General features: G+C 67.4%; 28 protein-coding genes and 1 tRNA gene. 11 read left to right on the top strand and 18 right to left on the bottom strand.

Annotated elements, in window-relative coordinates; all coding sequences use genetic code 11:
* Positions 1-19: 19 nt before the first annotated feature.
* Together AB0M48_RS22850 and AB0M48_RS22845 are read left to right on the top strand one after the other, a co-directional pair.
* Positions 20-802: an NUDIX hydrolase gene (locus AB0M48_RS22850; protein WP_363845972.1), complete on the top strand. Its 783-nt coding sequence runs from the start codon at positions 20-22 to the stop codon at positions 800-802.
* Entirely contained in the window at positions 799-1,608 is an 810-nt protein-coding gene (locus AB0M48_RS22845) for an MBL fold metallo-hydrolase (RefSeq protein WP_363845450.1), read from the top strand. The genes AB0M48_RS22850 and AB0M48_RS22845 overlap by 4 nt, the downstream gene beginning before the upstream one ends.
* On the opposite strand, the gene AB0M48_RS22840 is transcribed toward AB0M48_RS22845, so the two are convergent.
* From AB0M48_RS22840 to AB0M48_RS22825, 4 genes are read right to left on the bottom strand one after another with little or no spacing between them, the layout of a single operon-like run.
* On the bottom strand, positions 1,602-2,729 hold the full coding sequence (locus AB0M48_RS22840; protein ID WP_363845447.1) for a hypothetical protein: 1,128 nt from the start codon (positions 2,727-2,729) through the stop codon (positions 1,602-1,604). The genes AB0M48_RS22845 and AB0M48_RS22840 overlap by 7 nt on opposite strands.
* A gap of 11 nt (positions 2,730-2,740) precedes the next feature.
* Positions 2,741-3,343, bottom strand: coding sequence for a hypothetical protein (locus tag AB0M48_RS22835; RefSeq protein WP_363845444.1), 603 nt, complete (start codon positions 3,341-3,343; stop codon positions 2,741-2,743).
* Between the two features lie 40 nt (positions 3,344-3,383).
* Positions 3,384-3,839, bottom strand: coding sequence for a RidA family protein (locus tag AB0M48_RS22830; protein WP_363845441.1), 456 nt, complete (start codon positions 3,837-3,839; stop codon positions 3,384-3,386).
* A complete protein-coding gene (locus AB0M48_RS22825; protein ID WP_266041202.1) occupies positions 3,836-3,991 on the bottom strand; it encodes a DUF4177 domain-containing protein in 156 nt (51 codons plus the stop codon). The genes AB0M48_RS22830 and AB0M48_RS22825 overlap by 4 nt, the downstream gene beginning before the upstream one ends.
* 68 nt (positions 3,992-4,059) lie before the next feature.
* Here AB0M48_RS22825 and AB0M48_RS22820 point away from each other — a divergent pair, with 68 nt between their 5' ends.
* The 3 genes from AB0M48_RS22820 to AB0M48_RS22810 are packed head-to-tail and all read left to right on the top strand — an operon-like array spanning position 4,060 to position 6,469.
* Entirely contained in the window at positions 4,060-4,311 is a 252-nt protein-coding gene (locus tag AB0M48_RS22820; protein WP_363845437.1) for a hypothetical protein, read from the top strand.
* A 44-nt stretch (positions 4,312-4,355) separates the two neighbouring features.
* On the top strand, positions 4,356-5,348 hold the full coding sequence (locus AB0M48_RS22815) for an ArsA-related P-loop ATPase (protein WP_363845434.1): 993 nt from the start codon (positions 4,356-4,358) through the stop codon (positions 5,346-5,348).
* Positions 5,345-6,469 (top strand): ArsA-related P-loop ATPase, encoded by a 1,125-nt coding sequence (locus tag AB0M48_RS22810; RefSeq protein WP_363845431.1) that lies wholly within the window; start codon positions 5,345-5,347, stop codon positions 6,467-6,469. Before AB0M48_RS22815 ends, AB0M48_RS22810 begins: the two co-directional genes overlap by 4 nt.
* Positions 6,470-6,482: 13 nt before the next feature.
* Here AB0M48_RS22810 and AB0M48_RS22805 read toward each other — a convergent pair whose 3' ends face one another.
* On the bottom strand, positions 6,483-6,773 hold the full coding sequence (locus AB0M48_RS22805) for a WhiB family transcriptional regulator (protein ID WP_266041199.1): 291 nt from the start codon (positions 6,771-6,773) through the stop codon (positions 6,483-6,485).
* Positions 6,774-7,010: 237 nt separating this feature from the next.
* On the opposite strand from AB0M48_RS22805, the gene AB0M48_RS22800 reads away from it, so the two are divergent.
* A complete protein-coding gene (locus AB0M48_RS22800) occupies positions 7,011-9,437 on the top strand; it encodes a transglycosylase domain-containing protein (protein ID WP_363845427.1) in 2,427 nt (808 codons plus the stop codon).
* Between the two features lie 3 nt (positions 9,438-9,440).
* On the opposite strand, the gene AB0M48_RS22795 is transcribed toward AB0M48_RS22800, so the two are convergent.
* Positions 9,441-10,091 carry a GntR family transcriptional regulator gene (locus AB0M48_RS22795; RefSeq protein WP_363845424.1) on the bottom strand — a complete coding sequence of 217 codons (651 nt, stop codon included), beginning with the start codon at positions 10,089-10,091 and terminating at the stop codon, positions 9,441-9,443.
* A gap of 53 nt (positions 10,092-10,144) precedes the next feature.
* Here AB0M48_RS22795 and AB0M48_RS22790 point away from each other — a divergent pair, with 53 nt between their 5' ends.
* Positions 10,145-10,858 (top strand): haloacid dehalogenase type II, encoded by a 714-nt coding sequence (locus tag AB0M48_RS22790; protein ID WP_363845421.1) that lies wholly within the window; start codon positions 10,145-10,147, stop codon positions 10,856-10,858.
* A gap of 42 nt (positions 10,859-10,900) precedes the next feature.
* Here AB0M48_RS22790 and AB0M48_RS22785 read toward each other — a convergent pair whose 3' ends face one another.
* Complete coding sequence (locus AB0M48_RS22785; protein WP_319985392.1) at positions 10,901-11,371, bottom strand: GatB/YqeY domain-containing protein; 471 nt, start codon at positions 11,369-11,371, stop codon at positions 10,901-10,903.
* Positions 11,372-11,439: 68 nt separating this feature from the next.
* Between AB0M48_RS22785 and AB0M48_RS22780 the strand changes: the two genes are divergently transcribed.
* The 4 genes from AB0M48_RS22780 (at position 11,440) to AB0M48_RS22765 (ending at position 13,768) form a co-directional block, all read left to right on the top strand.
* The gene (locus tag AB0M48_RS22780; RefSeq protein ID WP_363845417.1) at positions 11,440-12,393 is read left to right on the top strand and encodes a metallophosphoesterase; all 954 of its coding nucleotides are present in this window, start codon (positions 11,440-11,442) and stop codon (positions 12,391-12,393) included.
* Positions 12,394-12,412: 19 nt separating this feature from the next.
* Positions 12,413-12,486: transfer RNA gene (locus AB0M48_RS22775), tRNA-Pro, on the top strand.
* 332 nt (positions 12,487-12,818) lie between these two features.
* A complete protein-coding gene (locus tag AB0M48_RS22770) occupies positions 12,819-13,172 on the top strand; it encodes a PadR family transcriptional regulator (RefSeq protein WP_363845414.1) in 354 nt (117 codons plus the stop codon).
* Positions 13,169-13,768, top strand: a complete 600-nt coding sequence (locus AB0M48_RS22765) for a hypothetical protein (protein WP_363845410.1) — start codon at positions 13,169-13,171, stop codon at positions 13,766-13,768. The genes AB0M48_RS22770 and AB0M48_RS22765 overlap by 4 nt, the downstream gene beginning before the upstream one ends.
* Before the next feature lie 97 nt (positions 13,769-13,865).
* On the opposite strand, the gene AB0M48_RS22760 is transcribed toward AB0M48_RS22765, so the two are convergent.
* The 11 genes from AB0M48_RS22760 to AB0M48_RS22710 all read right to left on the bottom strand — a co-directional run bounded on the left by AB0M48_RS22760 (position 13,866) and on the right by AB0M48_RS22710 (position 23,745).
* A complete protein-coding gene (locus tag AB0M48_RS22760) occupies positions 13,866-14,351 on the bottom strand; it encodes a peptidase inhibitor family I36 protein (RefSeq protein ID WP_363845406.1) in 486 nt (161 codons plus the stop codon).
* Between the two features lie 474 nt (positions 14,352-14,825).
* A complete protein-coding gene (locus tag AB0M48_RS22755) occupies positions 14,826-16,334 on the bottom strand; it encodes a LacI family DNA-binding transcriptional regulator (protein WP_363845403.1) in 1,509 nt (502 codons plus the stop codon).
* A 64-nt stretch (positions 16,335-16,398) separates the two neighbouring features.
* Positions 16,399-16,728: a helix-turn-helix domain-containing protein gene (locus tag AB0M48_RS22750; protein WP_363845400.1), complete on the bottom strand. Its 330-nt coding sequence runs from the start codon at positions 16,726-16,728 to the stop codon at positions 16,399-16,401.
* A 239-nt stretch (positions 16,729-16,967) separates the two neighbouring features.
* Positions 16,968-18,131 (bottom strand): DUF3631 domain-containing protein, encoded by a 1,164-nt coding sequence (locus tag AB0M48_RS22745; protein WP_363845397.1) that lies wholly within the window; start codon positions 18,129-18,131, stop codon positions 16,968-16,970.
* A gap of 88 nt (positions 18,132-18,219) precedes the next feature.
* On the bottom strand, positions 18,220-18,735 hold the full coding sequence (locus tag AB0M48_RS22740) for a DUF2742 domain-containing protein (RefSeq protein WP_363845970.1): 516 nt from the start codon (positions 18,733-18,735) through the stop codon (positions 18,220-18,222).
* Complete coding sequence (locus AB0M48_RS22735) at positions 18,735-18,890, bottom strand: hypothetical protein (protein ID WP_363845394.1); 156 nt, start codon at positions 18,888-18,890, stop codon at positions 18,735-18,737. Before AB0M48_RS22735 ends, AB0M48_RS22740 begins: the two co-directional genes overlap by 1 nt.
* A 247-nt stretch (positions 18,891-19,137) precedes the next feature.
* Positions 19,138-21,417, bottom strand: a complete 2,280-nt coding sequence (locus tag AB0M48_RS22730) for an ATP-binding protein (protein WP_363845391.1) — start codon at positions 21,415-21,417, stop codon at positions 19,138-19,140.
* Between the two features lies 1 nt (position 21,418).
* Positions 21,419-22,360: an ABC transporter permease gene (locus tag AB0M48_RS22725; protein WP_363845388.1), complete on the bottom strand. Its 942-nt coding sequence runs from the start codon at positions 22,358-22,360 to the stop codon at positions 21,419-21,421.
* Positions 22,357-22,626, bottom strand: coding sequence for a hypothetical protein (locus AB0M48_RS22720; protein ID WP_363845386.1), 270 nt, complete (start codon positions 22,624-22,626; stop codon positions 22,357-22,359). The genes AB0M48_RS22725 and AB0M48_RS22720 overlap by 4 nt, the downstream gene beginning before the upstream one ends.
* Positions 22,626-22,892: a hypothetical protein gene (locus tag AB0M48_RS22715; RefSeq protein ID WP_363845383.1), complete on the bottom strand. Its 267-nt coding sequence runs from the start codon at positions 22,890-22,892 to the stop codon at positions 22,626-22,628. Before AB0M48_RS22715 ends, AB0M48_RS22720 begins: the two co-directional genes overlap by 1 nt.
* Before the next feature lie 118 nt (positions 22,893-23,010).
* Complete coding sequence (locus AB0M48_RS22710; RefSeq protein WP_363845380.1) at positions 23,011-23,745, bottom strand: NUDIX domain-containing protein; 735 nt, start codon at positions 23,743-23,745, stop codon at positions 23,011-23,013.
* Between the last annotated feature and the right edge of the window lie 9 nt (positions 23,746-23,754).

Genomic DNA, 23,754 nt, shown 5'->3' with positions numbered 1-23,754 from the left:
TCGGAGGATGCCCGACGACATGACCTTGCCGGGAAACCTGGTACCCCGAACGCCGGTTTCCCAACCCGCCGAGGCACGCGACGCCGTCACCGTGGTCCTGCTCCGCGACGGCGCCGAGGGCCTCGAGGCCTTCCTGCTGCGCCGCGTGAAGGGCATGGCGTTCGCGGGCGGCATGACCGTCTTCCCCGGTGGGGGCGTGGACCAGCGCGACGCCGACACGTCTGTCGCGTGGACCGGTCCGCCGCCGGAGTGGTGGGGCGAGATCTTCGACGTCGACGCGGCCACGGCCCGTGCGTTCGTGTGCGCGGCCGTGCGCGAGATGTTCGAGGAGTCCGGCGTGCTGCTCGCGGGTCCCGACGCCACCTCGGTCGTCGCGGACACGAAGGTCTACGCGCAGGCCCGGCAGCAACTGGTCGACCGCGAGCTCTCCCTCGCGCAGTTCCTGGCGGCCAACAACCTGGTCCTGCGCGCGGATCTTTTGCGACCGTGGGCGAACTGGGTGACCCCGTACGAGGAGCCTCGCCGCTACGACACCCGCTTCTTCGTCGCCGCGCTGCCGTCGGGCCAGAAGGCCGACGGCGAGACGACCGAGGCCTCCGACGCGGCGTGGCAGACCCCCGCGGCCGCCATCCAGGACGCCCAGGAGGGCCGCCGCATGCTCATGCCGCCCACCTGGCGCACCCTCGACGAGGTGGGCGCTCTGGGCAGCGTCGAGAAGGTCATGGCCGAGGAACGCAGCGTCGAGAAGATCATCCCCAAGCTGATCCGCGACGGCGACGTCATCCGGGTGGTGTTCCAGTGAGCGGCTCCCCGCTGATCGGCGCCCGCGCGCAGCACCCTCGGTACGGCGAACTCCGCCAGGTCACCGGCCACGCCGCCGTGCTGCTGGCCGACAACCCGTCCCCGATGACGCTCGACGGCACGAACACGTGGCTGCTCAAGGCCCCGGAAGCGACGTCGTACGTGGTCGTCGACCCCGGCCCGCTCGACGACGCCCACCTGAAGCGCATCGCGGAGATCGGCCCGGTCGCCGAGATCCTGCTGACCCACGGCCACCCCGACCACTCCGAGGGCGCGCGGGAGTTCGCGGAACTCGTGAAGGCTCCGGTGCGCGCGCTCGACCCGACGTTCACCTACGGGTCAGAGGGCCTCACCGACGGCGATGTGATCATCAGCGCGGGCCTGGAACTCCGCGTCCTGGGCACGCCCGGCCACACCAGCGACTCGCTGTGCTTCGTGATCGAGGGCGAGGCCGTGCTGACCGGCGACACCGTCCTGGGCCGCGGCACGACGATCGTCGCGCACCCGGACGGCAGGCTCGGCGACTACTTCGAGTCGCTCAAGCTGCTGGCCGACCTGCCGGAGAACACCGCCGTCCTGCCCGGTCACGGACCGGAACTCGCGGACGCGGGGGAAGCGGCGCGGATGTACCTCGCCCACCGCTCGCAACGCCTGGAGCAGGTCCGCGAGGCCGTCCAGGAGCTCGGCGGCGCGCCGACTCCGCGCCAGGTCGTCGAGGTCGTCTACGCGGACGTCGACCGGGTGCTGTGGCCCGCCGCCGAGTGGTCGGTGCGGGCCCAGCTGGAGTACCTGCGGACCGGTTACTGAGGCTGGTGGCCGTTGTTCGTGGCCCCGAACGCCGACTGACGCGACGACGAGCGGTCGATCTGCCAGCGGCCGCTGTCGGTGGCCGGTGACCCGGTCTGCTCCCGCTGCGCCAGCTCCTCGTGCAGCTGCTGCAGCAGGGCCCGCTCGCGCTCGCTGAGGTTCGCGTCCACCGACGACGGCTCGGCGGGCTCGGCTAAGGCCGCCTGCAGGGCCGCCAGCTCGTCGGGCTTGAGCTCGGTGGTGATCTCGGCCCGGTTGATCGGCACGGGCTCCGGGAGCGCCTCGATCTCGGGCTCCACGGTGGCCCTCGGGATGCGCTTCACGGGCTTGGGCGGGAAGGGCTGCGAGCCCTCGACCGCCGGCGGTGTGGAACGTGTGCGTCGTGAGCCGGTCTCTTCCAGTTGCTCCGGCGCCGGTGTCGGCTCGGCCACCGGCGCCGGAGCCGGAAGCTCCTCGGCGGGCTGGTCGAACCAGGCTTGCTGCTGCTGCGAGACGTGGTCGGCCATCGGGGCCGGGGCGCCGGAGATCGGCACCGCGAGGGAGGACGTCATCGCGGCGGCGTGGTACTCGCTGATCTGCACACCGGTCGTCAGGACCTCGACGGCGGCGCGGACGCCCGCCTTGCGCAGCACCGAGTCGACCCGGTAGGCGGTCGCGGGCGCGAAGCCCTGCGGACCGATGTCCACCAGCACCACGCGCTGCGGCAACGGGCCCGGCGTGGAGCCCGTCGGCGACGAACGCCAGACGCACCGCACCGAGCGGACGTCCGGCAGCACCGACACCGCACGGGCCAGGTCGCCGGCGATGTCCGAGGCCGGGTCGGTCTCGGAGGTGAAGCGGTGCCTGACGAACGGCAGCATCTCGACCACCGGCAGGCGGTCGGTCAGCGACGCGTCCGAGCGGACCTCGTGGAGGACCCACGTGATGGCGGCGCGTTCGTCCGGCAGCACCGGGATGCTGCCCGCGACGAGCGTGCCCACGAGCAGCTCGATCGATCGGTCCAGTTCTCCGACCGCGAGGAACTCGCGGGCCTGCGACAGAGCGGCGTCGTCCACGCGCCCGGCCATCGACAACAGGAGATCGTGGAGACGGACCGGCAGGCCGACACCGTCGTTCGTCACGTCAACTCTCCTTAGCTGAGCACCAGGTGCTCATCGGACTCGGCGCCGGCGCACACCAGCTCGGATGCGGCCAACGCCGCCCGGTGATAGGGCGGAAGGTCCATTCCGGACGACATGACCTCTACGCACGGGTCGTGCTCGCCCAACGCCCGCAGAACGCGCTGCAACTCACCGGTCAGCCGGGCGTGGCCGGTCGTGGCCGCCACCAGCAGGACGCGGTTGATCCCGGAGGGACCGATGCGCCAGCAGGAGCGAACCTCACCGACCCCGTGCCGGCCTCGCAGCGTGGCACCGAGAACGACGGTCGCGGAATCACCCATCGGCACCCGATCGGGTGATTCCGGGGAAAAGGTGTAGTCGGTGGCGGGCACTTCGTCCAGTCCTTTGACCGAACTGAGCGCACCGGGATCCGCCCCGTAGGGCACCAGCGCGTCCTGCAAAAGGCGCAGTTCGTGATCGGTCAGCGGGATGCGTCCGTGCAGAAGGGTGCGCGGCAGCGACCGCGCGAGCACGGCGTACGCATCCGATGCGGCCCAGTCCCGGTACCGCCACAGCAGGTCGTCCGGGAGGCGCCCGGCGAGCCGCAGCAGCAGTTCGTGGCACGTGTCCGACATGTCACACCCTTCAGCAGAACCCGTAACCAGAACCGGGAACTCAGACCTCGACGATCAGTTCGATCTCCACCGGAGCGCCGATCGGCAGCTCGGCCACGCCCACGGCGGACCGGGCGTGCTTGCCCTCGTCACCGAAAATCTCGCCGAGCAGCTCGGAGGCGCCGTTGATGACACCCGGCTGACCGGTGAAGCCCTCGGCGGAGGCCACGAACCCGACAACTTTCACGACTCGCTTGATCGAGTCAATCCCCACGAGCGCGTGCACGGCCGCGAGAGCGTTGAGGATGCACGTCGCGGAGTACTGCTTGGCCTCTTCCGGGGAGACCTCGGCGCCGACCTTGCCGGTGGCCGGCAGCTTGCCGTCGACGAACGGCAGCTGGCCGGACGTGAACACCCACGAGCCGCTCTGCGTGGCGGGCACGTACGCGGCGAGCGGGGCGGCGACGCCGGGCAGCTCGATGCCGAGCTCCTCCAGGCGGTTGCTCCAGGTGCTCACGGCTTCACTCGCTTCAGGTACGCGACGTGCTGCTCACCGGTCGGATTGGTCAGCACCGTGACCAGCTCCCAGCCGTCCTCGCCCCACTGGTCGAGGATCTGCTTCGTGGCGTGGATCAACAACGGCACGGTCGCGTACTCCCACTTCGTCATGCGCGGAGCCTAACTTGCCACCCGAGCGGGGCCTGCGCGGTCGGCGCGGTTGGAGCTACCTTGATCACATGGAGACCTGGCGGATCATCGCCACCGCCCTGTTCGCGGCGGGTGGGCTGGTGATGGTGCTCGTCGCCATGGCTCAGGTGCGTGACCGCAAGCACAGCCAGCGCGTCGCCGTCGTCCAGGCCGGACTGATCGGACTGGTGGTCGTGGTCGTCATCACGGCCAGCATCGCGCTGTGGCTGCCGTCGGTCGTGGCCTGGGCCTTGGTCGCCGCCACCGCCATGGCCGTTCTCTTCCTCACCATGGTCGATTGACCGACCAGTCCACCTCCGGCCGGATTCACACATAGTCTGGACGTGTGACGTCGTGGACCGAGGAGCTGACCCGAGCCCGTCTGCACGTGGTCTCCGGCAAGGGCGGCACGGGCAAGACGACGGTGGCGGCCGCGCTGGCGCTGGCCCTGGCCACCGGCGGGCGCCGGGTGCTGCTGGTCGAGGTCGAGGGCAGGCAGGGCATCGCCCAGCTCTTCGACCGGGCCCCGCTGCCCTACTCCGAGGAACGGATCGCGTCCGCGCCGGGCGGCGGTGAGGTGCACGCGCTCGCGGTCGACGCGGAGGCCGCGCTCCTCGAGTACCTGGCGATGTTCTACAACCTCGGCTTCGCGGGCCGCACGCTGCGCAAGATGGGCGCGATCGAGTTCGCGACCACGCTCGCCCCCGGCCTGCGCGACGTCCTGCTGACCGGCAAGGTCAAGGAGTGCGTCAACCGCACCGGGGCGGACGGCCGCCACCTCTACGACGCCGTCGTGCTGGACGCGCCGCCCACCGGGCGCGTGGTCAAGTTCCTCGACGTCACCAAGGCCATGGCCGACCTCGCCAAGGTCGGGCCGATCAAGGGGCAGAGCGAGGGCGTCGTGCGGCTGCTGCACTCCGGCGACACGGCGGTGCACCTGGTGGCGCTGCTGGAGGAGATGCCGGTGCGCGAGACCCTGGACGCCGTCGCCGAACTGGACGGCGCCGACCTGCGGCCGGGCGCGGTGCTGGTGAACCGGGTCCAGCCGACGCGGCTGCCCGCGCGGTCGCTGCCGGTCGCCGCCGAGGGCAGGCTCGACGAGGCGCGGGTGCGCGCGGGGCTGCAGGCCGCCGGGCTCGACCTCGACGAGTTCACTCTCGAAGGTTTGGTCGACGAGACCGTGGAGCACGCCATCCGGGTGCAGTCACAACAAGAGGCCAAGGAACTGCTCGGCGAGTCGGACCTGCCGACGCTGGAGCTGCCGGACCTGACGGACGGGGTGGACGTGGCCGCGCTCTACGAGCTGGCCGAGGCGCTGGTCGCGGCAGGAGTCCGATGAACAGGCTCGAATTCGACCCCCTGCTCGACGACCTGGGGACGCGCGTCCTCGTGTGCTGCGGCTCCGGCGGCGTGGGCAAGACGACGACGGCGGCGGCGCTGGCGTTGCGCGCGGCCGAACGCGGCAGGCGCGTGGTCGTGCTGACGATCGACCCGGCCCGACGCCTGGCGCAGTCGCTGGGCCTGCGGGAACTGGACAACCACCCGCGCGAGGTCGTCGTGGAGGGCTTCGAGCCCAAGGGCGAGCTGTTCGCGATGATGCTCGACATGCGTCGCACGTTCGACGACATGGTGCTGACCCACGCCGGCCGCGACCGGGCCGACCAGATCCTGTCGAACCCCTTCTACCAGACCATTTCCTCGTCGTTCTCCGGCACGCAGGAGTACATGGCGATGGAGAAGCTGGGCCAGCTGGTGGCGCAGGACGAGTGGGACCTGATCATCGTCGACACCCCGCCGAGCCGGTCGGCGCTCGACTTCCTGGACGCGCCGCAGCGGTTGTCGACGGTGCTCGACGGCAGGTTCATCCGGATGCTGTCGGCTCCGGCGCGTGCGAGCGGCCGCGGGCTGCTCAAGATCGTTGGAACCGGTTTCAGCCTTTTCACGCGCGCCGTGTCGACGATCGTCGGTGGCCAGCTGTTGCAGGACGCGTCAACTTTTGTTCAGGCTTTCGACAGCATGTTCGGAGGATTCCGCGAGCGCGCCCAGCGCACCTACGAACTGCTCCGGTCGCCCGGAACCGGTTTCGTCGTGGTCGCGGCGGCCGAGCCCGACGCATTGCGCGAGGCGAGCTATTTCGTGGAGCGCCTCAGCGCCGAGAACATGCCGCTGTGCGGGCTCGTCGCGAACAGGACGCATCCCGTGCTCGCGACCGACCTGCCCGCGGCGAAGGCGGTCGCCGCAGCGGACGACCTCGACCGCTCCGGTGACGCGCCGCTCGCCGCGGCAGTGCTCCGGCTGCACGCGGACCGGGTGGCAGTCGCCGATCGTGAGAAGCGGCTGCTGGCCCGGTTCACGCGTGCCCACCCCGGCGTTTCGCTGGTCGGCGTGCCCGCATTGCCTGCTGACGTGCACGACCTCGACGGCCTACGGGAGATAGGTCGCCGGCTCGCCGGCGAGTAGACGCCGGCTGCGCCTAGCCGACCCTCGTGTCCTCGACGTGTTCCTGACGTGCGTTGTCGAGTAGTTCGAGCCACGAGTCGACGTCCGGACGGCGGCGCAGCAGAGCACGGCGTTCGCGCTCGGTCATGCCTCCCCAGACCCCGAACTCGATCTTGTTGTCCAGCGCTTCGGCCAGGCATTCCATGCGCACCGGGCAACCCAGGCACACGAGCTTCGCCTTGCGCTGCTCCGCACCTCGGACGAAGAGCTGATCCGGCTCCTCGTCACGGCACGAAGCGTTGATACGCCAATCCCCCTGGTTCATATCCCCCACTCCTCAGTGCTGTCCAAATGTGGAAATCCGCCACACCCCTGCCACGGATGCCGTAGCGTTCGAGCCACGGCTGCATTCCTTGGACGTTGACGGACTGTAGTGCCGTTCGGTTCCCTCTCCAAGCCTGGGTCACCCGACTGTTACCTGTCTTGCGTATGTCTACTCATGCTGAGTAACGGCACTTACTGATCACCTTCACCCGTTCGTGTACGGCGTACGCTGGCCCGCGTGCGAGTCAGGAATGGCGTGCTCAAGATGCTCGGCCTGTGCCTGCTGGCTGGGGTTCTCCTCGCCGGCATGCTGTTCCCAGTCGTGGGTGCGACAGGTCTCGTCTCGAACAGAGCCAGCGACACGGTGGACAGCATCTCGGCCGACCTGGTGACGACGGATCCTCCGTTGATCACCACGGTCACGGACAAGGACGGGGCCCCGATCGCCTACCTGTTCGACCAGTACAGAGTGCTGACACCTCCCGAGAAGATCTCGCCGACCATGAAGGCGGCGCTGATCTCGGTCGAGGACCGGCGGTTCTACGAGCACCAGGGCGTCGACTGGAAGGGCACGATCCGTGCCGGCCTGACGAACCAGGTCAGCGGCTCGGTCTCGCAGGGCGCGTCCACGCTCACCCAGCAGTACGTCAAGAACTACCTGGTCCACGTCGTGGCGCGGAACAACAAGCTGGAGCAGGCCAAGGCCCAGGAGCAGACCATCGCGCGCAAGATGCGCGAAGCCCGGATCTCGTTGCAGCTCGAGCGCAAGCTCGGCAAGGAGGAGATCCTCGCCCGGTACCTGAACGTCGTTCCTTTTGGTTCGACCATTTACGGCATCGCGGCGGCGGCTCAGGCTTACTTCAACACGACTCCCGACAAGTTGACGGTTCCACAAGCCGCGATGCTCGCGGGAATGGTGAACAGTCCGTCAGCGCTCGACCCCGAAGCGTATCCGGACAAAGCTTTGGACCGGCGCAACAAAGTGATCGACAGGATGGTCGAGAACGACAAGCTGTCGCGCGACGCGGGTGAGGCGGCGAAGAAGGAAGGCCTGGGTCTCGCGACTCCGGTGCGCACCCCGCCGAACGGTTGTGTCGGCGCCGGTCCGGAAAACGGTTTCTTCTGCTCGTACGTCGTGAACTACTTGCAACGCGCGGGTTTCAGCGAGGAACAGCTGCGCACCGGCGGTTACACCATTCAGACCACTTTGGACAGAGCAGCCACCTCGCAGGCGAAGGCCGCGGCGGAGGCCGGTGTTCCCAAGGGCACCGAGGGCATCGCCAACACGATGGCGATCGTGAAGCCCGGCAAGGAACGCCACGACGTGCTCGCGCTGGTCGCGAACCGCGACTACGGCCTGAAGTCCGACCTGCGCCAGACCACGTACGACCTGCCGAGCGGCGTGGAGAACAAGTTCGGCGCCGGCTCGATCTACAAGGTGTTCACGGCCGCGGCGGCGCTGGAGAAGGGTCTCGGCATCGAGAACGTCATCCCGACGCCGACCTCGCACACCTCCAAGGTCTTCAAGGGTGGCGCCCAGCGCTGCCCGAGCACCGGTGAGCCCGGCACGCGCTGGTACTGCCTGTCGAACTTCGACTCGAACTACCCGTCCTCGATGACGCTGCAGCAGGCCCTCGCGACGTCGCCGAACACCGGCTTCGTGATCCTGGAGGAGCAGACGGGCATGGACGCGGTCGTGGACATGGCCTCGCGGCTGGGCATGCGCGAGACGATGGCGACGAACCTGCAGGGCACCAGGCCCGACCCGAAGGCCAAGGACAAGCAGAACCGCATCTCGCAGACGGAGTTCTACAAGCAGAACGGCGGCAACGCGTCGTTCACGCTCTCCCCTGCGCCGGTGTCCACTCTGGAGCTCGCGAACGTCGTCGCGACCATCGTGAGCGGCGGCAAGTGGTGCCCGCCCACGCCGATCGCGAAGGTGCTGGATCGCAACGGCAAGGCCGTTCCCGTCAACGAGGCGCCGTGCGAGCAGGTCGTCGCCGAGGGTCTCGCGAACGGTCTGGCCGTCGGCATGAGCAAGGACGACGTCGGCAACGGCACCGCCGCGGCCGCCGCCCGTGCCGCCAAGTGGTCCCGCCCGATGATCGCCAAGACGGGCACCACCGAGGAGTACAAGTCGGCGGCGTTCATCGGCGCGACTCCGGACTTCGCGGGCGCCGTGCAGACGTTCAACGACGGCACCAACCCGCGTCCGATCTGCATCGGCGCCGCACCGCGGTTGTGCGGCAACGGCAACATCTTCGGCGGCACGATCCCGGCCAAGACGTGGTTCGAGACGATGACGAAGGTGCACGGCTCGATCCCGGTCTCACCGCTGCCGCAGGTGGAGCAGCGCTACCTCAAGGGCGGCCGCGAGATCCAGATCCCCGACGTGGTGGGCAAGCAGATCAACGACGCCACGCGGATCCTGGACCAGGCCGGCTACAAGGTGAGCCAGCAGTCGGTGAACTCCGAGCAGCCGAAGGGCACGGTCGTCAGCCAGACGCCGCGCGGCAACGCGTTGCGCGGCACGGTGATCACGCTGTCGGTGAGCTCGGGGTACGTGCCACCGCCGGTGGCCACGGAGCCGTCGCAGCCGCCGCCCAGCCCCGGCAACCCGAACGAGCCGCCACCGATCACGCTGCCGACCGAACCGGGCAGATAGCGCTCAGCCGAGCAGCTGCTTGAGCTGCTCCACGCTCACGTCGATGTGCGCCTGGATCTCGGCGACCGCCCTGTCGTGGTCGCCGAGCAGGATCGCGTCGAGGATGACCCGGTGCTGCGCCACGACCTCCTCCGGCGTCTCGGACTTCGAGAGCACCGTGAGGTAGAAGCGCAGTTCCTTGGTCAGGGCGGTGAAGAACTCGTCCAGCCTCGTGCTGTCGAGCAGCGCCACGACGGCCTGGTGGAAGGCCAGGTCCCGATCGACGATCCTGGCCGTGTCGCCTTCGGCTGCGGCCTCGGTGAGCTCGTCGAACGCCCTGGTGATCGCTTCGAGCTGCTCGGGACGCGGCGTGCGGATCGCCGCCGCCGTTTCGAGGCGTTCGCGGGCGGTGTAGAGCGCCTCGATCTTCTCCGGGGTGGGCGCGATGACGACGGCGCCGCGGTTGACCTCGTAGCGGACCAGGCCGGTCAGCTCCAGGATGCGGACGGCCTCGCGGATGGTGTTGCGCGCGACGCCCAGCTCGGCCGCGATCGCGCTCTCCCTGAGCCTGTCACCAGGGCCGAAAGCACCGGCCATGATCCGTTCGGAGAGGCCGTCGGCGAGCTGCTGGGCCGTGGTGGTGCGGCGCACTTCGAGGCCGTCCAGGGCTGACATGTGGCCAGTTTAACCAGTTGCCCTACAGTTGAACTGTACTACAGTTGGTCGCCATGGACCTGACGACGTTCAAGGCGCTCAGCTTCGACTGCTACGGCACGCTCATCGACTGGGAGGCCGGGCTCATCGCGGTGCTCTCGCCGTGGGCGCGGGAACAGGGGCTGTCACTGTCCGACGAGGAGCTGCTGCTCGCCTACGCCTCCGCGGAAGCCGAGGTGGGGACGGCCGAGTTCGCGCTGTACCCGGACGTGCTGACCGCCGCGTTCCGGCAGGCCGGTTCCGACCTCGGCCGCGAGGTGAGTGACGAGTGGGCGCGGCGACTGGGCTCGTCCGTTCCGGACTGGCCGGCGTTCCCCGACTCGGCGGAGGCGTTGGCGCGCCTGGCTTCCCACTACAAGTTGATCATTCTGTCCAACGTGCACCGCGAGGGTTTCGCCGGGAGCAACCGGCAGCTGCGCGGGGACTTCGCGGCGATCATCACCGCGGAGGACGTCGGCGCGTACAAGCCCGCCGAGAACCACTTCCGTGCGCTCGACGCCACGCTCGACTCGTTGGGGATCGAGCGTTCGGAGCTTCTGCACGTGGCGCAGAGCCTGTTCCACGACCACGTGCCGGCCAAGCGCGAGGGGCTGCGGTCCGTGTGGATCAACCGGCGGCACGACCGGCCGGGCTGGGGCGCGACCCCGAAGCCGACCGAGGACTTCAGCTACGACCTGGAGTTCGGGTCGATGGGCGAGTTCGCGGACGCGGTCGACAGGGCGTTCTGAGTCGGGGTGCCGCAGCGGCCGGACCGCTGCGGCACACTCGTGTCAGCCGGCCAGCTTGGCCTTCACCGCGGCGGCCACCCGGCCACCCTCGGCGCGGCCGGCGACCTCGGCGTTGACGGCCTTCATGACCTGGCCCATCTGCTTCTGCCCCGGCGCCTCACCGAGCTGCGCGGCCACGGCGTCGAACGCCTTGTCCACAATGGACGCCAGCTCCGCGTCGTCGAGCTGCTTGGGGAGGTAGACCTCCAGCACGGCGAGCTCCTGGCGCTCCAGCTCGGCCTTCTCGGTCCGACCGGCACCGTCGAAGGCCTCCGCGGCCTCCTTGCGCTTCTTCGCCTCGCGCGAGAGGACCTTCACGACCTCGTCGTCACTGAGCTCACGGGCCTGCTTGCCCGAGACCTCCTCGTTCGTGACGGCCGTGAGCGCCATCCGCAGCGCACCGGCCGTGACCGTCTCCCTGGCCTTCATCGCCACGGTCAGGTCGTTCTGCAGTCGCGTCTTCAACTCCGCCATGAGGCAGAACGGTACCGCCCGCCGGATGCCGCGCCGATCGAGTTACCGCCCTTCCGTACCCTTGACGCGTGAACAAGCTCGGCCGCGCCCTCCTCGCCACGACCGCTCTCGGCGCCGCGACCGTCGCGTACGCGGCGGGAATCGAGAGAAGGAACTGGACTCTGCGCACCGCCACGGTGCCGGTCCTGTCCCCCGGCGCCAAGCCGATCCGCGTGCTGCACATCTCAGACCTGCACATGACGCCGAACCAGGTGTCGAAGCAGCGCTGGGTCGCCGCCCTGGCCGACCTGAACCCGGACTTCGTGGTCAACACGGGCGACAACCTCGCGCACAAGGACGCCGTCCCCGGCACGCTGCGCGCGCTCGGCCCGTTGCTCGACAAACCGGGCGTCTTCGTGTTCGGCAGCAACGACTACTACGCGCCGAAGCTCAAGAACCCGGTGCGCTACCTGCTGCCGTCGTCCAAGACCAAGCGCATCCACGGCGTGACGCTCCCGTGGCGCGACCTGCGCGCAGGCATGATCGAACGAGGCTGGGAAGACCTCACGCACCTGCGCAAGACCATCATGGTGAACGGCCAGGCCATCTTCTGCGCAGGCCTCGACGACCCCCACCTGAAGCGCGACCGCTACGCCGACATCGCCGGCACCCCGGACCCGTCCGCGGCACTGAGGCTGGGCGTCACGCACTCCCCGGAACCGCGCGTCCTGGACCCGTTCGCCGCCGACGGCTACGACTTCGTGATGGCCGGCCACACCCACGGCGGCCAGCTGCGCATCCCGTTCTACGGCGCCGTTGTGACGAACTGCGAATTGGACCGGGGCCGGGCCCGTGGCGTTTCGCGCTGGGGTTCGCACATGTGGATGAACGTGTCCGCCGGCATGGGCACTTCGCCGTACGCGCCGGTGCGCTTCTGCTGTCCTCCCGAGGCATCCCTGCTGACCCTGGTTCCCAGGCCCGTTACGCCTGGTCAGGGGCGGAATGAGGGGGTCCGATTCGGAGCTGGCGCGGACATGATGTAGAGTTCTACATGTTCCCAGCCGGGGTGTGGCGCAGCTTGGTAGCGCGCTTCGTTCGGGACGAAGAGGTCGCAGGTTCAAATCCTGTCACCCCGATTAATATAACACCAGGTCAGGCCCTGTCCACAGTAGACGTGGACAGGGCCTGACCTGTGTTTTCGGACCGTTCTGGGAGAAATCGGGGAGAAGAGCTTGCATTTCCCGATGAACGAGCGCGCCGCGTGAGGCATTGAGCGCAGGCTCTCCACCCATGTCTTCACGCCTTCCGCACATCCACTCGGCTCCCTGCAGGCTCACTGCCCCTTCGCGTCGAGGCGACCCACAGACCTCTGTCGTTCCCAATGGCGACGCCGCGACGGTCGCGTTAGATGAACTATGCAGCCAACCACCCCTGGCGCTACCTTTGGCCACAAGGTACCTTGTAGAGCATGCAAACAGGGGAGCGTGAGCGTAGTCCGCTCACGCAGATGCGGAGAGGCCTGGTCGAGTACTGCGTACTTGCGCTACTACGCGACCGCGAGCGATATGCCGTGGAGTTGGTCGACGTGCTCACCAAGCATGGGCTGATAGCCAGCGAAGGCACCATATACCCCTTGCTGTCTAGGTTGCGCAAGCAAGGCTTGGTGGACACGACGTGGCGCGAGAGCGAGTTGGGACCACCGCGTCGGTACTACGGCCTCAGTGCTGACGGCATCGCTACGGGCGACAGGTTCGCATCGGACTGGATGTCGCTAAGCGAGTCGGTAAACAAGATCATTCGGGGAGAGGTCGACGTCGCATGAGCAGGCCTGTTGTGGAGCATCCCCTCGTTACCAACTACATGAGCGCGCTCCTGCACGATGCGTCGGTGTTGTCGGAGGCTCGTCGTGCCGAACTGGCCGAGGAGATCAGGTCGCACATTGAGATCTCACTGCCGGAGAACGCTTCAGAGATCGAGATTAGGAACCTGCTGGACCGCTTGGGGGAACCATCGGAGATCGTTGCGGCGGAGTTGGACGATAGGCCGTCAGGATCGCAGGTCGCGTCAGCGCCGTTGAAACGTAGCGATCTCGCGGGCTTGGCCCTTCTTTTGCTGGGAGGAGCTTTACTGCCTCCAGTCGGCTACCTAGTCGGTACTGGACTAATCGGCTTGTCACGACGTTGGTCGGTACCAGTGCGTGTCCTGCTTACAGGCTTGCCCTGCGCGGGAGGCCTCATGTGGGTCTTTGGGTTTGTTAGCGCCGGCCAGTGGTACTCCCTGACGGATCTGACTACCGATCCTCGCGGAGCGGTAGGTGACTTCGTGAGCCTCGGCTTGCTGGCGTTGCCATACACGAGCTTGCAGGTCGCCGCACTGCTGGCGATCCGGTACATCACAACCCGCTCCAAGCGTGCCTGAGGGTCCAGAAGAAACTACGATGGGGAAGGTCAGGCTGCAGCCTGACCTTCCCCATCACATATCCCAGCAGAAGCTAGTGCGATGCTCGGCCCTTAGATTAACATTCCTTTTTCTCTGACGAGTTACGGAACGAAGAGGCAATATCGTTCATGTGACCAACCCAGCTGACATCATTCTTGTAGCTGCCGCAGGGGGTTCCGGACGTACCGGTATCGTTGTACAGGCGCACACCTTGACACGAACCGTAGGCGCGGAATGACGAAATTCGATCGTTCCAGTACTGCGGCATCGAGGTCCAACGGTATCCGTCGATGTCACATTCCTCGCCCGAGCTGATCTTGAACTCGACCGAATCACCCTTGTAATCGGCGTGATCCCAGGCCTTCATCACGACCCAGTTCAAGGTACCGATGTCATCGCCGCACTGATAATCCTTGAGCACCAGCTCCGTCGGCTCGCCAGCCACTTTCGGTCCAGCAGCCTCGTAGACCGCAGTGCAGTTCTCCGGCCCCGCAGCGCTGGCGACACTCGGAACGGCAACACTCCCGAGTCCGACCAACAGGACCGCAGCAGAACTCAGCACGAGCCTGACTGACATTGGAATTCGCACTATCGATCCCCCTAATACTTATTCACATTTACGAGCCGCAGGGCAATCGAGAGTTGCCACAAACAGAATCGGTCGCGACGCGAATTCCCCCCGCCGATTGCCCCCACTCGACACCGTGAACGATAGCAGGCACATATTGGAAAACCTTATCGACCAAACGAGTGATCGACATTACCGAACGTAGTGTTTATCGACTGGATACATCGCATTCAGGCGTTGACGTTAACGGTTATTCCAGTTTCGCGCGCGGTTCGTTCGCCGAGGAACGAACGCAATTGATACAGCATGCTCACTTCGTGCGGTATGCGCACCAATCTAGCCAGCGAGCTCGATTCCAGCGGCAACACCTTCCGCGCTATGAATCGGCAGGTACCATTCCTGACAGAAATCGTGCAGGTCAAGCGGTCGCGCAACGTCGACAAACGCGGTCGCGACGTGGCGACACCCTTAAGCGGCTCTGAGAAGCTTGTCGAGCGCCACAACCGGCGAACCCGGTCTCAGCGCCCGTCTCGCCTCTAACGCTCGCTCCCACACCTCCGTCAGGTCCGCCATGAGTTGATCCCGCATCGTCTGCGTCACGTGCGAGTAGCGGCCCTGCACAGTGCCGTCAAGGTGTCCCATGCGCTCATCCTGAAGCGGCCTCGGCACACCCAGTTCGACCATGAGCGTCTTGTGCGTGTGCCGCAGCCCATGCGGCGTAAGGCCCTTCGCCACGGGCAACCAGGCCGCATCTGCACGGCAGGCGGCGTTCCTCCCCCGCACGGGCACGCCAGGCCACGGGTTACCGATGATCGGCACCGGCCGTGCGGGATGCGGCGCCTTCGCTGGGTACCAACCCGTTGCGGCCGGCTGAAAGAGCCACGTCGCGAACCCATTCCGACGCCAGTGCGCGGCAAGCTGAGCCGGAGCACCGCCACGGACGTAGCCCAGTTCAGCGATCGCCTCTTCAACCGCAAGCCGTGTTCTCCCTGGCACCGTCTCGGGCCGGTTGAGAACGTTGGACACCGTTCCCGTGGAAACCGCGGCGAGCCTGGCGACGTCTACGAGCTTCGCGCCCACCGTCCGCACAGAGGTGTTGCTCGGTCGGTGGCCGGTGAACACGTAATCAAGGCCGTGGCAGGAACACGGCCCCGCCGTCCTGTGCGCCAGGTGCTCGATGAGCAGCTCAGAGTGCCACTTCGGGGTGTCGATCGTTCGATACGAGTCGTCCTTAGGCGGACACCTGTGCAGTTCCCCCGTGTCCAGTTCGTAGAGCTGCCATTGCACGCGGATCTCCCCCTCCTTGACGTGCTCGGCTTCAAGGCCGACGAGTTCGCCCCAACGCATCCCTGTGAAGGCCTTGGTGATGACCGCAACGAACTCGTCATCGCGTCCAGACAGCAGCGCAGCGCGCTCCGCGATCAGCAGTGCACCGAGCATCGTCGTGACGATCTTCTCCGGCCCTCGCTTGCCGGATCGGCCGGCACGCTTCCCTCGCCCCCGGCGCCGTGCCGCCGGGTTCGCGTCGGCAAGCCCTTGGTCATACGCGTCCGCAAGGATGAGGTGCAGAGTCCGGCGCCAGGTCTTGATGCTGGACTCGGCGTAGCCCGCTGAGCGCTCTGCCTTCTCCCACTCGTTCACGTCCATCGGGCTGATCTCACGGATCACCTCGTTCTCGAACGTCGGCAAGATGTGCTCTTCGATGTGCCTGCGGTAGTTCTGCATCGTTGAGGCCGCAAGATCCTGCACTGAGTACCACTTGTTCACGTACTCGCCGAAGCGCATGTCGGAGTTCTTGGATGTGGTCTGGCGACCGTTGCGAATGTCGGCCTCAGCCTCGTTCGCCGCGTTCTCGGCATCACGCTTCTTCGTGAAGCGGATCGTCTCGCCGTGCTCGTTCTTGACCGTGCCGTACCTACCCGGCGCGATCTTGTACCGCCCGCGGTAGTAGTCACCGCGCTTCTCCGCGTATCCCATCGTGAGTGCTCCCAAGAGATGACACGCCCCGACGCAAGTGGTCACGGCGGGGCGCGGTGGTTCGTCAGGCGGCTGTTGAACGTGTTTCTGCTGCGAGAGCACGCCGTGGCGAGCGCGAGCGAAGCCGGACCACTGGCCCGCCAACAGGAGTGCGGTTTCCGCAAGGAACTTCCTGGGGAACAGCGACCGTGGCGGCGGCCGAGATCGGCCTCTTCTCGCAGATCAACACGATTTCGTCGATGTGGGCATCTGTGAACAGGTAGCGCCCGCCAATCCAGCTGAACGGAATTCGTCGGCGCCGCGCCTGCTCTTTCACCCACCATTCCGAGCATCCGAGGTGCTTCGCTACCTCGCTCGGCTTGTGCAACGTCGAGACGTTCTTGTTCTGGGACATCGCGGCATCTCCCCCATTGGGCAGGGAGGCGGGCCGCCCGGATTTGGGCATGCGCCATCGCCTCAGGTTCGAGTGGTGTCTGCGGTGGCGCGATCACGCCGGGATTGGTCGGGTAGCCGTCCCAAGCGTCCCAAGCGTCCCAGCGCAGGTCAGAGCTGGGACGCTTGGGACCGCCGGGACGCTTTGAGGCGTCCCAGGGACGGTTACGAGGTAGTTCTGCGAGTCACGCGCGGGACGCCTCAAGCCGTCCCGGTCAAGCGAACCGTCCCAGGCGTGACCTGCGTTGGGACGCTTGGGACGGACGGGACGGGACTCCCAGCGTCGGTGTCGGGCACGAGCGCAACCGGCAACGGGCAGTAGCGTTCCCAAGCGTCAATGAAGTCGGCTTTCTCGTAGCCCTTGGCTTGGCTTCCTTCCGCAAACCGGATGTTGGATGAGCGGATGTCGAACTCTCCGAGCATTCGACCGAGCTTCGCGGCAGTGAGGCCGCTTGTGCCGTACTCCCTCCAGGGTGCTTCGAGGTCGGAATTGAGGCGTTCGAGCAGCGTCGCGGTGGGTAGGGCGGTGGCTCCGCTGAACGCCGTGCGACAGTCCTTCAGCAGCCGCACACCTAGTGATCCTTTGTCGCTGTCCTCGGCCTCAGCGGTGAGAGCGAGTACGGCGGCCCGAGCACGTTCGGGCCAGTGACCTCCGGCGTGGTTGGCGACGATGAACAGCGGTTCCCAGGTGTCGGCGGCCCGGTCCTCCACCGGCATGGCTGGTTCCGCGGCTTCCAGGTCCGACAGATCAGTCCGCAACCACTCGGCGAGTTGGCCGGCGAGTTCCCGCAGGACGGTTCTGTCACGGCGGTGCCGGAACGGAGCGACGGTCTCACCAGGTGCGCGGCGTCGCATGCGAACTACCACCGCGCGGTCTTCGATGGTGTCGGGCATGGCGCCGATGCCCGCAAGCGCGGCCATTGCGAACGTGGGGATGGACTCCACTCGTCCGGTGGCAGCGTCGTAGCGCTTGGCGGGGCGGTTGCGCTGGTGGCCAGCGTTGAGCAGACCGCGTAGGTCTTCGTTGCCGTCGGCTTTGGGACCGAAGATGGTGTCGGCTTCGTCAACGAGCATCGTCGGAGGGTCCTCGCTGATCGACCGATAGACAGCGGCGGACGACGAGTTGACCGTGATGAACGGTTGGTGGCACGTGGCTTCCACAACGTCGAGCAATCGCGACTTGCCACAGCGCTTCTCCGGAGCGCGGATGACGAGCCGGGGCGCATGCGCCCACGCAGGTTGGGCGTGAGAGGCGGCGATCCACAGCGTGACGGCGTCAGCGGCGTGTGCGCTGGGCAGGATGACGTATCGCGTGAGTGCGGCGTGCAGGTTGTCCAGCAGCTCGGCACCGGTCGGTGTGATCATGCGGCTGTCCTCCTCTCGGCATCGCGGCCAGACTGGCCGTGTGCGTTGTCGGGCGTGAACTCTTGGGCAGGCACGGCTAACGGGACGTTCAAGCAGCGGCCTTCCGTGGCGTCGTGCTGGTGTCACTGAGCCCCCACGACCGATGGGCGCGGTGGCGGATCTCATCGGCAGTGAGCGGCGGTGTGGCATAGGTGGTGCGGCGTGCCGCGAGCGTGCAGAACGGCAGGTACCGGTTCAGCGCGCCCGCGCTGGACATCGCGGCCGACAGATCAGCGGCCGTCTCCTTTTGCGTGGCCACTTCGTCGCGGTGCTCCGCAGCCAGCTCGTGAGCGAGACGGGCGGCGATGAAGCGCGGAGTGGACTCCTCAAGGTGTGCGAGCGCTGCGTGCAGGACGGCGGCGAGCTTGCGCGGGTCGTCATCGTTGAGGGCTTCCCATCGCGTGCTGCCTGCCATCGGCATGGAGTCACCAGCACGCATGGCGGCCCATGCTTGGCTAAGCAAAGGTGCACACCAAGCGCGGACGACGGCGGGATCTCGCAGCGGCCGGCGGTTGAAGTCGTGGACGTCGTCAGGGTCAGTGAGGAACGTGCGGCGGTCCACCATCACCGGCCGCCCTTCTCTGCGGCCTTGCACCTCGGGCAGGTGACCGTGAGGGCCGGACCGGACACCTTGACGTTGGTGATGGTCCGGCCGCACAGGGTCCTGAAGTTGCCCAGCAAGGTCCGCGACTTCTCGATGTGGATCGTCCAGTTCGTCATGAAGGACTCCCGAGATGACTACTCTTAGTTACTGAAGGTGAGCATGAGGAACTACAACGGGGAGGCTGAATCTCGCCGTCTCAAGCGTCGTTTTCAGGGGTTTCCGCAGGTTGAGGCGGGCGCCTCCCCGCCTCCCCGCACGGACGTTGTCGCTGCTCAGAACGGGCAGTTTCGCGCGGGGAGGCATGCGGGGACTACTCCCCGCATGTTGCGTGCCTCCCCGCGTTCCTCTGCGCCGGGTCCCCGCCTACTCGCCGTCGATTTCGTCACGCTCCGCGATCGCAGCGTGGACGGCGGCGGTACGGATGGCCATGACACCGCCGTGTGCCTTGTATGACTCGATCCCAGCGGCGGCGAGCTTCGCGGCCAGGTCGCCCGCCGCAATGCCTTCGTAGGTGGCGGGGTGCAGCTCGCGCAGCCGCTGGCGGATCACCTCGGTTCGCACACGGGTCTCGCCGCCCATCACCTGCGCGAGGTCGGCGAGGAAGTCCCGAGCTGGGCCAACACGACCGGCGTCGGTCGTGACCGGGACCCGCATCGTCTTGGCCCGGTCGGCGACCGCGGTGGCCTCCTCCCCGTCCACGAAGTGGGTGCGAACGGTGAGGCTGGACTGGCCAGCGGCCAGGGGCACGCCGTCACCGGCGACCACAAGCGTGCCCTTGTCCATGCCCTGTCGGAGCTTGTGCGGTGCGGCTCCGGCGTTGACCGCTTTGTCCCCCAACGCCATCCGGGACTCGGCCTCAGTACCGAGCACGAGCGATCCCCGGATGTGTGCACCCTCGCGGACGAGCTTCGGGAGGTTCTGATCGGTGGGGTTCTGCGTGCCTTGCCACAGAATCACGTTCACCGCGCGGCCCTGATTGTGGATCTTGCGTGCGGCCATGAAGTACCGCGAGGTGCTCTTGCTTCCGCCGTACGGTCGCTTGTCGTCGCCCACCGCCGGACACATGAACGCCTGCTGTGCCTCATCCACAATCAGCACAAGCGGATGGAAGCCCTCGCCGGAACGAGCCAGGTCACGCGTGACGCCGTTCTTGTGCACCTCGGGATCGACGGCGGCCAGGCGGCGTTCCATCTCCTCCACACCTCCCTCCAGCATGTGCGTGGCCGCGATGACGTGCTCGTCGGTCGGTCCGGCGATCATGGTCGTGGCCAGGTCGGTGAACATGTGCCAGTCACCGATGCCCTTCAGGTCAGCAATGCGCAGCTCGACCGTGGGGTCCAGTGCGAGCCACAACGCCAGCGCCCGCAAAGCAGCGGTCTTGCCCTGGTTGGACAGGCCCGTGATGAGCAAGTGCCTTTGCAGCAACGCAATCGCTACCGCGTCACCGCGCAGGTCTTGGCCCCACGGGGCGCGGCCGGTGTAGAGATCGGCGGTCATCGTGTCGTCCAGCACTAGCGGCGACGGGCCGATCGGCTCGTCGAGCGCGCCGGGGTCGGCGATCCACAGTCGCACCGTACGCGCGGCGACCGGGATCGTGATGAACACCTCGTGCTCGTGCCGGTTGAGGTTCTCCGCCAGGCGCCGGTGCCGATCGGTGATGTCCTTCGTGGACACACCCGAGGGCAGCGACACCTCCAGCTCGACACCGCATCCGGCGAGCACGATCGGCGAGAGCATCCCGGCGCCCGCGTCGCCCATGTCGTCAATGGCCTTGCGCAGCTCCCGCACCCCGAGGTCACGCAGAGCCTTGACCACAATGGATGGCGTGATCGGCGGAGCGTTGTCACGGGCCTGACGGGCAGGGGCGAGCCAGGTCGGGACGTCGGCCTTGCGGCCGATGTTCCACAGCACTCCCAGGCCGACCGTAGGCACGGCCACAGCCAGCGGCAGCACGAGCACCGACGCCAGCCACACCAGCCACGCAATCGCGTCGATCACTGCCGCGATCGGTGCGAGCACCTGCACGAACTCGCCCGACGAGACGGCCAGGACGATCCCCAACAGGAGCAGCAGCACCGTGACCGTGACGATGCTGACTGCGGTCGCCCTCGCGATCGCAACCGGAGCGTTCAGCATCGCTTGACGGCGGCGGTGACGGCGTTCCCGTTCCTGCTCACGCCGGGCCTCCCACTCCCCGACCTTGTCCAGGTCACCGGCCAGTTCCGCCTGTCGCATCATCCGCTCGTAGCGCGCCGAGGTCTGCGACTCCCACAGCCGTTGCGCCACCTTGACCGCGCCCGCCGGAATGTAGACGAACACGTTGCGGCCCAACGCTTTTGCCACGCGATGAGTGCGCTCGTCGCGCACCACACGCACGGTGCCGTCCGCGACGGTACGGCTCGTACGCACCACAACCGCGGTGGTCCTCGCGGCCCGCGACAACACCAGCTCGCCACGCTCCACGCGTGCATCCAGTGCGGCGTTTGCTTTGTCGCTGACGATCTCGCCGTCGAAGATCCTCGGCTCGACCGCTGCGCCAGGCTCAAGAACAGGTGCGGTGCGGTGAGCACTCAGGTCGTACACGGTCGCGCCCGTGTCAGCGGTGTCGTCGTTGTCGGGCTGGGTGTTGTCCAGGGTGCTCATGTCAGCGCACCTCCTCCTGCTCTGAGTCGTGGGTGTTGTCGTCGGCCATGAGGTGCACCAGTGCGGCGCCGAACCCGAGCACGATCACGGGAAGGCAGGACACAACGGTGGTGATCTGCCACGGTGCAACGGTCATGCCGGCGGCCTTCATCAGGTGGTAGGCGACCTGACCGCCCGCACCGAGCACGAGCGCACCGAGCGCGGACCACTTGGCGAACGAACGCGCCTTGTCCGAGCGAGTGCGACCGGACAGCCACACCTGCAACGCGAGCGCCGCGTAGGCCTCCATCCCGAGTGGGAGCGTGATCGCGGAGTTGATCGTCCAGTCGTCCGCGATACCGGGAAGCGGGGTGATCTCACCGAAACCGGTGAGCTTGCCCAGCTCGACCCAGCCACCCCAGATGGACACGAACGCACCAAGAGCAATGAGCACGATCGGCCACCGACGCACCTGCGACCGCGTCCCCATCCATCCCGTACGACCCGACGGAGGCGAGGTGGGCACGGGTGCACCCGCGATGGGGCTTGCCTGCACGGTCGTCTCTGCCTCACCTGCCGTTTCTGCCGGTGAGACGAGCGCGCCCGGCGTTGGCTCGGCGGTCAGGGCCTCGGTCACACTCGGTGCGGCCGGAGCCTCCTCGGCCGCTTCCAACAACGTGCGATCGGCGGGCTCCACAGGCGCGGCGGTGAGCTCGGGAACGGCGTGCAACCGGCGTGCGCTTGGTTCGTCGTGCGCGGCTTCAGACGCACTCCCCACCGCGTCCGTCTCGGCGGCGTTCGCGGTGTCGACAGCGAGCGCGGCCAGGGCCTCGCGGGCTTTCGGCCGGCCGACGCGGAACCTCGTCATGATCTGGTTCGCCGACGGCGTCTCGCCGATCTCCTCGGCCAGGGCGCGCACCTGCACGGTCAGCTTGTCCATCGATGTGGGATAGGCGCTGGTCATCGGTGTGCTCCCTTCACGAGAACGCGGGTGGAACGGACAGCGGAACGAGCGGCGATGCTCGGGAGGTAGAGAAGGGCGAATGCGGCCAACAGCGCGGGAATCGCGAGTGCCAGGACCTGCGCCACGGGCTCGTCCGGTAGGCCCGTGATCACGGCCCACTGCGACGCGACGATGCCGACCGTGGTGATCAGCAGCTTCCACAGCAGTACGGCGAATACGAACGCCAGGCCGGAACCCAGCAGCAGCAACAACATCGGCTCGTCCATCACCGCGTCGCCCCCTTCGAGCGCGCGGACTGGCGCAGCGCAAGAGCGTCGTGGGAGTTCTCCCGCGCCAGCTCGCATGCCTCCGCGTACTGCGGGTGCGTCGGGTCAGACGTGATCGGCGTCAGCAGCTTCACCGACTGCTCAAACCAATCGGCGACCACGTCGTCACGCGCACCAATCAGCGGAACGGCCTGCTGCCAGGACTCGAGCAGTTCGCAGATCGTGGGCTCTGTGCCCGAAACCCGAGCGTTGATCGTGGTGGACACTTTGGGTGCCCCTTCCGGTTACGAGATCGGATGGTGGGTGTGGGAACCCCGGACCGGCGGTGACTTCTTGGCGGGAGTCCGCCGGTCCGGGCGACGCTGTTCGTTGGTTTGGTGCTGGTCAGAGCTGGTCGAGTGCGGCGGTGAGCAGCGGGACGTGCGCGGCGTAGAGCTGCCCACCGGCCGCCGTGATCGCCTCGTACAGCTCCACCAGGTCGGCAAAGGGCCACCAGGCGGCGTCCACCGCGTCGTCTGCTCCGGTCGCGGGGACGACGTCGGGGAGCTGGAAGAGCGCTGCGGTGGTGCAGATCCACGCGTGATCGGTGTTGCGGTAGTCGTCCACGTAGCGGCGGGCGATGACAGTGGGCGTCAGGTCACCGAGGTGCACGCCGGTTTCCTCGCGCAGCTCCCGGACGAGCGCGGCCGGAGCGGACTCGCCGGGGTCGACCATGCCGCCAGGGATCGCCCACACTCCGATGTCACCGCGCTTGATCAGCAGCACCTGGCGGTTGCGGCCGTGACCGGCGACGACGATCGGGTCGGCGGCGGCGTTCTCGCCCCACTTGCCCAGGTTGCGGCCCGTGCGTCCGGTGCGGCCCGTCGGGTTGAGCGGCCAACCCCAGGCGTTGAGGGTGAACGGCACGACCGCGGTGACCTGCCGGGCGGGCCAGTTCGGCACGTCTTCCGGCGTCACGTACGGCTCGGCCCAACCCTCGACAACGCTCAGAGGCAAGCCCAGGCGGCGCAGCTCTGGCGGGGTGATGTCCACCGGGGCGTAGCCGGGCAACGGCGTGGACCACGCGCGCTGGGACTCCGGGATGGACGTGTCGGGACGGTTAGAAGCGTTGTTACGCATAGGAAGTAA

This window comes from Lentzea sp. NPDC051208 (genome assembly GCF_040682435.1).
GTDB lineage: Bacteria > Actinomycetota > Actinomycetes > Mycobacteriales > Pseudonocardiaceae > Lentzea > Lentzea kristufekii.
Note: the sequence above shows the minus strand (reverse complement) of the source record. Positions and strands in the feature narration are given on the sequence as shown.